Here is a 12441-nt window from a genome sequence, read left to right as displayed (position 1 = left end):
TCGACGTGACCTATAAAAACCTGATTAGACTGCACTTCGTGGTTGATTCCAGGCTGGATGCATGAGCCACGGAGAAAAAGAAGGTACAACTGCGTGTTCATCTCTTGTCTGTTGCAGCATCCACATGGCGTACACACCATATCCACGAGTCGGATCAGACACGAACACATGGGTAACCGCTCCGATGAGCCGTCCGTCTTGCAGAAGCGGACTGCCGCTCATGCCTTGAATAATGCCGCCCGTTTCGGCCAATAGGCGTGGATCTGTGACTTTGATGATCATGCTTTTGGTGGCAGGTGAATGTTGATGCGCCACATTGTCCACACGCACATCAAAGGCTTCCACCTTGTTTCCATGTACGACCGTGTACATTTTTGCGGGTCCCTCGTGCACTTGCTCTGGCAAAGCCACCTGCACTAATGAGGAAGGAGTGTATGGCAGTGGCGCGCTTGGCATAGAACCAAACACACCGTAATCTGTATTTTCCGATATGAGTCCGATTTGTGATTGTGTACCTGCCGATGAAAACGTTCCTCGTTTTTCGCCCGGAGCGCCAATTTGACCACGCTTGAGTCCTGTAATCATGGCTTCATACAATTGCCCGCTGCCGTCAACCCGCTGTCCTGTATCAATATCTGTAATGACATGACCGAGTGCGCCAAAGGCGTGGTGAACCGGATCATAGAAGGTCAAAGTCCCAACGCCAACTGTTCGATCCCGCACATATAAACCAAGTTGACGGTGACCTAATCCATCATCCGGCACATTGACTGACAGCTGGCGCTTCGTATGGCCGCGCTGGATGGTCAAATGGATTTGTTGCGGAGCTTGACGCAATACTTGCTGTAAATCGCTTGAAGAATGTACTGCGTGTTGTTCAATCGAAACAATCATATCCCCGATTTGAACATGGGCACGGGCGCTTGGCGATGAACCATCGGACAATCGGCGAAACCCAACCACCACTGGACCTTTAGACTCTAAGCGAATCCCGACTGCCTGCCCGCCAACCACCACTTTGGCGCCAGGCGTCACGTGGACATGTGTTTTCCAAGGGATAAATCCGAACAATTTGCTTGCGATATCAAAATTGCCTGGGTCATTTGACTTGACTGTTGTCCCTGTTGTTGTTTCACTGGTGGTGGCCACCGCATGATTCGACGATGTTGGCGCTTGATGTGGTTTTACGATTGGCAATGAAACGGTATCGCCTGCAGCCATGTTCAACTCGGTTGGCGTGCTGGCCAACTTTTGCGCTGCTGGAGTAAAGCAACTTGCAGTGATCGCAAGAAGACCGACGAATTTTAATGTACGTAGGCGACCAGCCATAACTGCGTTCCCCCCTCGACCATGGCACCTCATTGAAGCGTAGTCCTAAGGTTCCCGCAGTGCGCCGTCTTATAATGCAAAAAAGCTCCCACCTAGGGCCTTGTGCTGGGTTCAATGCGGAAGCTTTCCAGCAGTGCATCCGCATGGAGCAACGCTGTATTATCCGAAACACTGGCACCAAGCAGGCGGCCAACCTCCAAGCGGCGCTTTTTCGTGTTCAAAGCGTAAATCCTGGTATGCGCGCGTCCATCCACGTTATCCTTGACAATCTGAAAGTGGGCATGCCCAGCTGCCGCCACTTGCGCAGCATGCGTGACACAGAGAACTTGCCTGTCTTCGCCCAGTTGACGCAACATCACCGCAACGCTTTGGGCCGCTTCACCGCTCACGCCAGCATCGATTTCATCAAAGATGAGCGTGTCGATCTGTTCGAGATCCGCAACTACAACTTTCAATGCCAATAGTGTGCGCGATAATTCCCCACCCGATGCAACTTTTTGCAATGGCATCAAATTTTCGCCAGGATTGCCGCTGAACAAAAAATCCACCTTGTCATAGCCATCTTCACTGCATTGATTCTCATCGGCCGTCACCTCGACGACAAAGCGCGCGTCTGTCATTTGCAAACGATGCAGTTGCGCCTGCACTTGCGCCTGCAGACCCGAAGCGGCCTTCACCCGACACTGGTGCAATTGCCGCGCCATTTGCAGATAATCGCTGCGGCTTTGTTCAACCTTCATGCGGTGTCGTTCCAACAGTTCATCATGCGCCAATAATTGCGCATACGTCGCTTTGGCCGTCGCCAAGTGCGCCAGGATCTCTTCGCTGCTCGCGCCATATTTGCGCATGAGCGTCCGCAATGCCGCAATGCGCGTTTCAATTTCATCAAGTCGCCTTGGATCCGCCTCAATCTGCGCGGCGTATTTATTCAGGCCAAATGAGGCCTCTTCGGCATTCACACGCGCGCTTTCCACCATCTGCCGGATATCGTCCAAGGCATCAACACCAGCCGCAATCTCCCTTGACGCCGCTTCAGCCGCAGACAACTGCGCAATTGCGCCAAAGGATGGATCTTCGAGCGCCGCCAACAGTTTGTCCAAATTGCTCTTCAATTTGTCAAATGCAAGCAGTTGATGCCGCTCCTCGCGCAAAGCGTCCTCTTCACCCGGCGTCAAGTTCGCGGCTTCAATCTCCTCAATTTGAAATCTGAGCATGTCGATTTGGCGAGCGCGCTCCTGCTCGCTCACCTGCGCTTGCTCCAGCGCTCTGATGTCGTCCTGCCACGTTCTGTAGCACGCGGCCGTCTGAGCAGACAGATGCGTGTGTTGGCCGTACAGATCTACAATATTTCGCTGATACCTGTTGCTCAACAGTGCGTGAGACTCATGCTGCCCCTGCATTTCAACAAGTGTGTCCCCCAGTTGTTTGAGCATTTGCACGGTGATGGTCCTGCCGTTTACACGACAGATGGAGCGGCCGCTCGTATACAATGTCCGCGATACCACAACCGTGCCTTCGTCCACAGTGATGCCCCAATCCTGCAAATATCCATATGCAGGATGGGTCGGTGGGACGACGAAAACCGCCTCCACAAGCGCGTGATCGAACCCGCGCTGCACGTTGGCGGCAGAGGCCCGATCCCCCAAAATCAGACGTGTCGCGTCGAGGAGCAGGGATTTTCCGGCGCCCGTCTCGCCGGTGAAAACATGCAGCCCCTGGGTAAACTGCAGACGGAGGGCATCAATCAAAACAAAATGTTCAACGTATAATTCAGTCAACATGACAGGTTCACCGCCTTTTAATACGTGGCTGACGTGTACGCTGAATTGTGCAACTTACTTCTTAAAACATCAAAAAATTCGCGATCCGGCAAGTGCACGAGCGTCGTGTCATAAGGCGCTTGACGCACCACAATCTCATCGCCGCTTTCGAGCATCATCCCGTCCTGACCGTCCACGGCCAGGGCGACGTCCTTATGCCGTGCACGCACCTTTACCCGCACGGTCTGGCTGGCATCAATGACACACGGTCGTGAAAACAGCGTATGGGGGCATACCGGTGTAATGACCATGACCTGCAATTGCGGGGAGACAATCGGTCCGCCACACGACAAAGCGTATGCGGTTGATCCAGTTGGTGTGGAAATGATGACGCCATCCCCGCTATATGTATCCATATACACGCCGTCCACGTGAACATCAAGCGTGGCCATGCGCGCGAAAGAAGCTTTACCAATGCCCGCCTCATTGAGCGCAATCAATTTTGCAATTTCCTTGCCTTGTCGATAAACAAATACTTCAAGCATCATTCTTCGCTGCAATTGATAATCATGCTTGATGATCCGTTCAATTGCGGGTCCCAATTGCGAGGGATCCGATTGGGTGAGAAAGCCCAGATGGCCCATATTGATGCCTAAAAGTGGAATGTGGTGCGGCGCAAGTTGCCGAGCAACCCCTAAGAGTGTACCGTCGCCGCCGAGGACGATGGCCATCTCCACGGTTTGTACACTTGGTTCCACCTGTAAAATTTTTGTGTCATAGTCGACTGCTACATGTGTGACGGAAATTTCTGCTGCTTGCAGCAATTCGTCAATTTCTTCTCGAACCGAGCAAGCCAGCGTTTTATGCGGATTGAACAACAACGCCATGTGCCGCAAGTGCACACCTCCAACTCACATGCGGTGTATGCAGGCAAATGTGAATAACATCCCACCAGCGAACCACAAGCCACGGTAAAACATGTGGCGTACGTGATAACGGCGAGATCGAAACACAGTGAAATCGACATGATGAACGGATTCATCCGTCAAGTTCAGAAAAATTAACCCGTGCACACCCAAAATTACAAACAACGGAAAGTAGCGTTGGCAAATTTCTTCTCGGCTGGGACAATCCAGCCCCACAAACACAGCATACTCGTGCCCATCTTTGCGCGCAATAAAATGCGCCTTTTCGCGATAGGCGATGGACGCCGCATCGACATAGCCAATATACTTCGCTTCATTTTCCGCCTGCAGCACCTCATAGCCGTTTTTGACCAACCAACGCGCTCCAGCCTGGGGCACACCCTCTGGGGTGGACTCATCGACTTTTTCCAATCGCTGACTGATCATTGATTTCCCAACGAAGTAAACAAGCAAGGCGGCAGCCACGATGCCGAGTACCGTCAGCATCCTTTGGACACCTCATCTTGTCACGTGATTATCCATGTGTCGCCAGTTTGTCGCGTACATCAGTGTCAGCCAGTTTGGCCCATGCGTCAATGACTACTGTTTTGGCAACTTCTTTCCATTCATCAATGGCAAGCATCTGTCCGGCATGCCACCAAGCCAAAAACTCAATATTGCCATCGCCGCCGGAAATCGGCGAATAGTCGAGGCCCTGGCACGACCAGCCCATGGATGTGACATGATCCAGCATGTCCATTAAAACGGCATAATGAACCTGTGGGTTGCGAACAATTCCGCCTTTGCCCACTGCTTCGCGCCCTGCCTCAAATTGCGGTTTGATGAGACTGACCACATCAGCTGCTTCTGTGCAGACTGTCTGCAGCTTTGGCAACAGCAACCGGGTCGAAATAAAAGAGACGTCCATCACCGCGAGACTCGGTTGCGGATGAAACTGCAGTTCATCCACATGGCGAAAATTTGTCCGTTCCAAGACAGTCACGCGCTCATCCTTGCGCAAAGACCACGCCAATTGACCGTACCCGACATCGACTGCGTAGACATGCGCTGCGCCATGCTGCAATAGGCAGTCCGTGAAACCACCCGTAGAAGCACCGACGTCGATGGCAATCCTGTCCTTGACCGCCACGTTGAATCTGGCCAGCGCCCGCTCCAACTTGAGTCCACCCCGCGACACATATTGATGCTCCGGCTTTTCGACAGACAAAGGGATGTCCACATGCACCTTTGTCCCCGGTTTGTCCAGACGCACCCCTTCGGACATCACCAGACCGGCCATCACAGCGCGCCGCGCCGCTTCGCGGCTCGGATACAATCCGCGCTCATGCAGTAACATATCCAATCGCATTTTTTGCATGCCGCTCTAGTGCGCCTCCGTTTGATCAATTTGGCGGCACAACGATTTTGCCGCCTGCACGACACCATCCACCGTGAGTCCAAGCTCTTTCAACATATCGCCGCGGCTGCCGTGCGCCACAAACGCATCTGTGATGCCGAGGCGCTGCACTTTTGCGCACACATGCGCATCAGCCAGACATTCGACGACAGCAGCGCCCATGCCGCCAATCAGCGCGGCCTCTTCCACCGTCACAATCGGCATGTTCCGAGCACAGGCGAGCACACATTCTGTATCCAACGGTTTGACAAAGCGCATGTTCACCACCTGGGCGCGAATGTCGTGATCAGCCAGCAATTTGTCCGCTGCTTGCACGGCGATCTCGACCATAGGCCCCAATGCCAACAGTGCGACATCTGTCCCTTCCCGCTCGATCTTCGCTTTTCCGACTTCAAGGATTTCCAGCGGTTTGGCCGGCTCCTCTGTCATTTCTTCACCGCGTGGATACCGTACGACAACCGGGGCGTTCAGCGTGAAGGCCGTGGCCAACATTTGGCGCAGTTCGATTGCATCCTTTGGCATCATCACCGTCATATTGGGAATCGTGCGCACAAAGGAGATGTCAAACGCGCCCTGATGCGTTTCGCCGTCAGGACCGACAATGCCGGCTCGATCCACCGCAAAAACGACGGGTAAATTTTGAATGGCGATATCATGAATCAACTGGTCGTAAGCGCGTTGCAAAAAAGTCGAATACACGGCAAAGACCGGACGCATCCCCTGTGTGGCAAGTCCTGCGCAAAACGTCGCTGCATGTTGTTCGGCAATCCCCACATCAAAGCACCGATCCGGGAAATCCACAGCAAAACCAGTCAGACCTGACCCCGGCACCATGGCCGGCGTCACAGCCACAATCGACCTGTCCGCACGAGCCAAATCACTTAAGGTCTCAGCAAAAATCTGACTGTACGATTTTAGCCGCTTATCCCCTTTTTTGGCACTCGGCCAAGCGTGGAATTTGTCGGGGGCATTTTCCGCCGAAGGATACCCTTTGCCTTTTTCCGTCACCAGATGCAGCAGCACCGGTCCCTTCAACTGTTTGGCATCTTCCAACGTGTTCAACAACAGCGGCAGGTTGTGCCCATCCACAGGTCCGAGGTAGCGAAAGCCAAATGCCTCAAAAAATTGTCCAGGCACGACAATATTCCGCAAACCATCCTTGAATCGCTCAATGGTATTCGTCAAACGATTGCCAATCGCCGGCACACGCCGCAATAACTGTTCGACGTCTGCCTTCATGCGCGCATAGGACGGGTCTGAGCGCAGTTTCGTCAAATAGCGCGACAATGCGCCGACATTTTCTGAGATGGACATCTCGTTGTCGTTTAAAATCACCATTAAATTGGTGCCGAGGTGCCCCGCATGGTTGAGCGCCTCCATCGCCATGCCGCCAGTCAACGCGCCGTCCCCAATCACTGCGACGACGTGATGATGTTGATGTTTCAAATCACGGGCAACCGCCATACCCAACGCGGCCGAAATCGATGTGCTGGCATGTCCAACCCCAAACTGGTCGTGATCACTTTCTTCACGTTTGGGAAAACCAGCCAAACCATCCTTTTGCCGCAACGTCGGGAAGAGCCCTTGGCGTCCCGTCAACATCTTATGTATATAAGCTTGATGACCAACATCCCAAACAATCTTGTCATTCGGACTATCAAATACGCGGTGCAAAGCCAGTGTCAATTCAACCACACCAAGGTTAGCACCAAAATGCCCACCTGTCTCAGCGATGGACTTGACGAGAAATGCGCGCACTTCCGTAGCCAACACCAGCAATTGTGAAGTATCGAGCGCCTTCAATTGTTTTGGGTCATGTATGTGTTCCAGTAGCGTTGTCAACACCCCATATGAAAAATGGATGTCCGTCAGAGATACATTGCATGTACCCTGCCGGATATTCCTTACTTCTGCCGTTTTCTCTGCCCCCGTTTAAAAAAGAGCGCAGACTCCAAGACGCGTGCAGCCACCAGAATGATTGGCGTCGGCGAATGAATGGCAATGGTTTTGCCGACCGCCTTGCCACCGACTGTCAACGATGTAATCACGGCCGTAATGGCAATCTTGACAGCCTCTTGCCGCCATCCTTCGGTGTGAATGGTCGCGAGCAATTGCACACTGACGGCAAGCGCTCCAGCGCCACTCAAGACGCCTGCAATATCACCGACCACGTCACTGCAGATACTCGACACTTTTTCAGCGTTGCGAACGATCATAATGGCGCGGCGTGCGCCAAAAACACGTTTAGATGCCATTGCGTGAAATGGCGTCTCACGTGCTGCAGCAGCTGCCATGCCCAACATGTCAAATAACGCACCCACAAAAACAATAAATACAACGACAATCGCGCCGATAAACCACGCAGTTGTATTGAGAAATATGGTCGCAGTATCGAAAACCGCACTGATAGGTAGCGTCAGTGCGGCAATGAAAAAAACAAACCCGTAATTTGATTTGTGATTAGACGATTTCTTCATTTAAACCCCACAATTAAATATGAAAGGGTGGCAACTCCTTGAGTAAACGCTGTGGCTTAGGTCTAGTAGGTTTTCCCAGACGCGCACCAAAACGTCGCCGTTCTGGCGGTTACCCTTTAAGCACGTCTTGACAGCGTCACCAACTGTCAGACTAGATTACCACTTAGTCCACACTATAATCCCCAAGGCGTCTCGCTTTATAGCGAACAGTCTAGGCGTTTTCCGCAACAGCCGTTACCGCGCCCTAGCCTCTTTTGCAGTACGGATTTCACCCGGCACCAGCAATATGACCGTGGCCGCGGCATACTGCCTGTTTCCCAGGATCCTTCAGCACCACTCAAGGCAGGCTACGCTGCACACAGATTGCCTCCGCATGCAGGTTCATACCCCAAGCCGTAACCCTTCCACCTCTCGGCAGACTGCGAGCCACGCACTTGGGCCTCCGCGAGAGCTGGGGTAGGTTCCGCATGCCATTGCAGATTACCCAACTCTCTTAACTCCCAGCATAAGCCCAGGGCTGGGCGCCCCAAGCCAACACCAGGAACTTCATCGATGTGCCCTTTGACGGATTTTTAGCCCCGCCTTCAGGCGCGGACGGCTGACTAGAATACTGCGCCACCGTGATGAGTGACCTCAAGTTAATACCAGTATACCATATGCCAAATAAATCGCTAGGATTCCTTCTCACCAGAATAGACATTCCTTAGATCTAGATGCAAAGGCATGGTGATTTAGCGGGATCGTTCCAAAATGGTGGTCTGCAGTTCGAAGAGATATGGCGATGTGATCCCCTCGCTTTGCAGCGCTTTTTGTCCATTTGAAATGATTTCCTGTGCGCGGCGAAGGGTCTCCTCCACGCCAATAAATTTCGGAAAGGTCAACTTGTCCACCAGTGCGTCTTTTCCTGGCGTTTTCCCCAATTCTTCCGCAGAGCCGACCACGTCAAGGACGTCATCTACCATTTGAAACGCCAGTCCCAATGCTTCTCCATATACGCTTAGCGCATTTCTTTTCGCTTCTGATATGTCAGGAAAAAGCGCACCCAATTCTATGGAAGCTTGGATGAGCCGCGCCGTCTTATGTAAGTGAATAAAGGCGACATCGTCCAATGTACCGCCTTGTCCCGTCTTCTCAATATCGACGGTTTGACCACCCACCATGCCCGCTGCCCCAGCGCGCTCTGCGACGATTTGCACCATTTTCAATTGTCGATCCGGCGGGATTCCTGGGGTTCTTTTCGCCAACTGAAAAAACGCCTCTGTCAAAAGCGCGTCTCCCGCCAAAAGCGCCACAGCTTCGCCGAACACACGGTGGTTGGTCGGTTTCCCGCGGCGCAAATCGTCGTCGTCCATACAGGGCAGATCATCATGTATCAGAGAATAGCAATGGATGAGCTCCAATGCGACTGCAACGGGCAGCACCTGATTGCGTGCGATACCGAATGTCTCTGCTGTCGCCAGACAAAGTGTCGGGCGCAACCTTTTGCCATCTGTGAGCAGACTGTAATTCATCGCATCATAAAGGACTTTTGTGGGTCCCTGTGCAGGATATAACGCCGCCAAGAACGTATTGACTTCAGATTTGCACATTTCTAAGTAGGACGTCATTCATCTTCCTCATTCTACAGTGAAAATATGTTTTGCCTGCCACCATCCGCGCTCCTGCATGTTTCTATACAGTGCGAGACGCATGACAGGCTTCACTTTTTTAAACCTCTTCCTGAACAGACGCTGCACCTTCATCAAATGACAATTGTTCCAATTGCAACTCTGCTTTGTCAAGTTGCTCTCTGCAAAACTTGACCAATTGCATCGATTCTTGATAGCGCTCCAGAGACTCAGCCAAGGGCAACTCGCCCGCCTCCAATTGGCGCACGATTTCCTCAAGCCGTTTCATCGCCTGTTCAAATGTCCAATCTGGTTTGTTCTCCACTTTGGTATACTCCCCCATCTGTGACTTTCGCACTCACCAATCCATCTGCAACCCGCAGACGAATGGGTGTTCCCACAGGTAAATCCTTGGTGCTTGAAAGAATTTTTTGTTCACTTTCATCATAAACAACACTGTATCCGCGCCGCAAAACAGCAAGTGGGTTCATGGCCTCCAGCATGCCAATCTGCCTGTCCAGACGATGGCTCTGCCGTTCGATGATGCGTCGCGTGGAATCGATGCTGGAACGTGCCAAAGCCTCTGTCTGAAATCGTCTGGCGACCAGGCTCTTGTGCAAGTCAATGCCAGCCAAACTCCGTTCCGCATCACCTAGGCGACGCTCTGCCGCGCGAAGCGGGCGCATCATGGCATCACGCAACCGCCCCTCGATGTAATCGATGGTTTGGCGATGGACCTGCACGATGCGCGCAGGCTGCCGCAAAACAGGCCGCTCGCGCAATGATTTGAGCAATTCCTGCCGCGTTGTGACGCGGTGGCGAATCGCGCCAAAGGAGCGCGAGAGCGCTTGGCTCAACTGATATGCGATGTCCTGTCTATGCGGCGCGACCAATTCAGCCGCCGCCGTCGGTGTGGCAGCCCGCACGTCAGCGACGAAATCGCAAATGGTGACGTCCGTTTCGTGCCCGACCGCTGAGACGACCGGTACAGGGCTTGCGGCCACAGCACGCGCGACCATTTCTTCATTGAACGGCCACAGTTCTTCCAGCGATCCGCCGCCGCGCCCGACAATGATCACATCCACCGGCTCACGCAGCGCAGCCAACCGCCGCAAACCACGCACGATGGTCTCTGCCGCCCCCGGCCCTTGCACAAGCGCTGGCGCTAAAATCAACTTCGCCAAGGGAAAACGACGTTCCAAGGTGGTGTAAATATCGCGAATGACAGCCCCCGTAGCTGAAGTGACAACCCCGATGCGTGTAGGATAGACAGGCAGAGGACGCTTTTTGTGTTCTGCAAACAGCCCCTCAGCCTGCAGACGGTTGCGCAATTGCTCGAATTGAACATACAAAGCGCCAATGCCATCAGGCTGCATGTCGTCTATGTACAATTGATACGCGCCATCGCGATCGAACACGCCGATGTTGCCGATACACACGACGCGCATGCCGTCTTCCGGACGAAAGCGCAAACGTCGATTGCGTCCCGCAAACATCACTGCCCGCACCCGGCTTTGCTCATCTTTGAGCGTAAAATACATGTGACCACTCGAATGATGCTTAAAATTCGAGATTTCACCAGTCACGTGGCATTGAGCAAGCACTGGATCAGATTCAAGACGCGTTTTGATGATGCGATTCAGATCACTGACTGTGTAAATGGTCGCCGTTTGCGTCATAGCACTCCATACCTCAATTCTTCAACCATATCTACCGAAAAGCACATCTGTGCAATTGGCCAACAGTGAAGTTGGTTCGTCGTATTTTGTCGATTCCACGCACATATCGATACACTTGATTACAGTCTATCATATCTATCGACATACAGCTGAATACAAAAGAAAGGACTGCCCCGCAGCTTACGCCACTTGGGACAGCCCTCTCCAGAAAGAGATCAGTGCTTCATGCTGGTACTGTGACCAGGGAACAATCTTGCTTTTGGATCAATAAATGTCTTGGCATTGTTGACTGCAGTCGGCGCCTCGCCAAAGCCTGTCGCAATCAGTTTGACCTTGCCAGGGTAGGTGACCACATCGCCCGCAGCATAGACACCAGGAATGTTGGTCTCCATTTTGCTGTTGACGACGATGTCGTTCTTCTCAATCTCCAAGCCCCATTCCTTAATCGGGCCCAGTGAAGCTGTGAAACCGAGGCCGCTGACGATGGCGTCCAGCTCAATCTTTTCGGTTTCTTTTGTCTGGTTGTTTACCAATACCGCTGATTCTATCCAGTTATCGCCGTGCACCTCGGCCAACTCGCAAAACGTCTTAATATGAACGGAGGATTCGTGCAGCTTGGTGACACTTTCTTCATGTGCCCTAAACTGATCCCGGCGGTGAATCAAGGTGACAGATGCCGCGACCTCTTCAAGCATCAGCGCGTAGTCGACAGCCGAATCGCCGCCGCCAACCACCAAAACCCGCTTGCCGCGATAGCTTTCCACACGATTGATGTAGTAAGCCAGTCCGCGCCCTTCATACTCGTGTGCCGTTGGCGCAGGCAATGGACGAGGTGTAAAAGCGCCAATCCCAGCACAGATGATGACCGCTTTGCCGAGGTGAACCGATTTGTCGGTGTGCAATTCGAACAGTTCATCCTCCCGCTTCACCAAAGTTTTCACGGCTTCATCCAGATGAATGCCCGGCTTGGATTGCATCGCCTGTTCAATCAGTTGGCTGACCAGCGTACGCGCTTGAATCTTCGGAAAACCTGCCACGTCGAAAATGTATTTTTCCGGATACAAAGTGCTCAATTGGCCGCCCAATTCCGGCAGACTATCAATAATTTTACAAGATGCACCACGCATTCCACAATAGAATGCAGCGAATAGTCCAGTCGGACCACCGCCGATAATCAGCATGTCTGTAACCTGCTCAAGCACAGGTGCTTGTTGCTCCACCAAGCGTAAAACCTCCTAATAATTTGATCGCGGCAGAAAATTTGATA

Annotated in this window: 11 protein-coding genes; all 11 read right to left on the bottom strand. The window is 52.6% G+C overall.

Annotated elements, in window-relative coordinates; translation table 11 throughout:
- Positions 1 to 24: 24 nt before the first annotated feature.
- Positions 25 to 1329: a SpoIVB peptidase gene (gene spoIVB, locus ACFSB2_RS10115; RefSeq protein WP_377942914.1), complete on the bottom strand. Its 1305-nt coding sequence runs from the start codon at positions 1327 to 1329 to the stop codon at positions 25 to 27.
- 92 nt (positions 1330 to 1421) lie between these two features.
- Positions 1422 to 3110, bottom strand: a complete 1689-nt coding sequence (gene recN, locus ACFSB2_RS10110) for a DNA repair protein RecN (RefSeq protein ID WP_377942913.1) — start codon at positions 3108 to 3110, stop codon at positions 1422 to 1424.
- A gap of 17 nt (positions 3111 to 3127) precedes the next feature.
- Positions 3128 to 3976, bottom strand: coding sequence for an NAD(+)/NADH kinase (locus ACFSB2_RS10105; RefSeq protein WP_377942999.1), 849 nt, complete (start codon positions 3974 to 3976; stop codon positions 3128 to 3130).
- 24 nt (positions 3977 to 4000) lie between these two features.
- On the bottom strand, positions 4001 to 4501 hold the full coding sequence (locus ACFSB2_RS10100) for a hypothetical protein (protein ID WP_377942912.1): 501 nt from the start codon (positions 4499 to 4501) through the stop codon (positions 4001 to 4003).
- Positions 4502 to 4529: 28 nt separating this feature from the next.
- The gene (locus ACFSB2_RS10095) at positions 4530 to 5372 is read right to left on the bottom strand and encodes a TlyA family RNA methyltransferase (protein WP_377942911.1); all 843 of its coding nucleotides are present in this window, start codon (positions 5370 to 5372) and stop codon (positions 4530 to 4532) included.
- A 6-nt stretch (positions 5373 to 5378) separates the two neighbouring features.
- A complete protein-coding gene (dxs, locus tag ACFSB2_RS10090; RefSeq protein ID WP_377942910.1) occupies positions 5379 to 7256 on the bottom strand; it encodes a 1-deoxy-D-xylulose-5-phosphate synthase in 1878 nt (625 codons plus the stop codon).
- 59 nt (positions 7257 to 7315) lie between these two features.
- A complete protein-coding gene (locus ACFSB2_RS10085) occupies positions 7316 to 7888 on the bottom strand; it encodes a CNNM metal transporter family protein (RefSeq protein WP_377942909.1) in 573 nt (190 codons plus the stop codon).
- 731 nt (positions 7889 to 8619) lie between these two features.
- On the bottom strand, positions 8620 to 9495 hold the full coding sequence (locus ACFSB2_RS10080; RefSeq protein WP_377942908.1) for a polyprenyl synthetase family protein: 876 nt from the start codon (positions 9493 to 9495) through the stop codon (positions 8620 to 8622).
- A 100-nt stretch (positions 9496 to 9595) separates the two neighbouring features.
- Positions 9596 to 9820, bottom strand: a complete 225-nt coding sequence (gene xseB, locus ACFSB2_RS10075) for an exodeoxyribonuclease VII small subunit (protein ID WP_377942907.1) — start codon at positions 9818 to 9820, stop codon at positions 9596 to 9598.
- The gene (gene xseA / locus ACFSB2_RS10070) at positions 9792 to 11174 is read right to left on the bottom strand and encodes an exodeoxyribonuclease VII large subunit (RefSeq protein ID WP_377942906.1); all 1383 of its coding nucleotides are present in this window, start codon (positions 11172 to 11174) and stop codon (positions 9792 to 9794) included. The genes xseB and xseA overlap by 29 nt, the downstream gene beginning before the upstream one ends.
- 215 nt (positions 11175 to 11389) lie before the next feature.
- Positions 11390 to 12355 (bottom strand): NAD(P)/FAD-dependent oxidoreductase, encoded by a 966-nt coding sequence (locus ACFSB2_RS10065; RefSeq protein WP_377942998.1) that lies wholly within the window; start codon positions 12353 to 12355, stop codon positions 11390 to 11392.
- Positions 12356 to 12441 lie beyond the last annotated feature (86 nt).

This window comes from Alicyclobacillus fodiniaquatilis (assembly GCF_042678105.1).
Lineage (GTDB): Bacteria > Bacillota > Bacilli > Alicyclobacillales > Alicyclobacillaceae > Alicyclobacillus > Alicyclobacillus fodiniaquatilis.
Note: the sequence above shows the minus strand (reverse complement) of the source record. Positions and strands in the feature narration are given on the sequence as shown.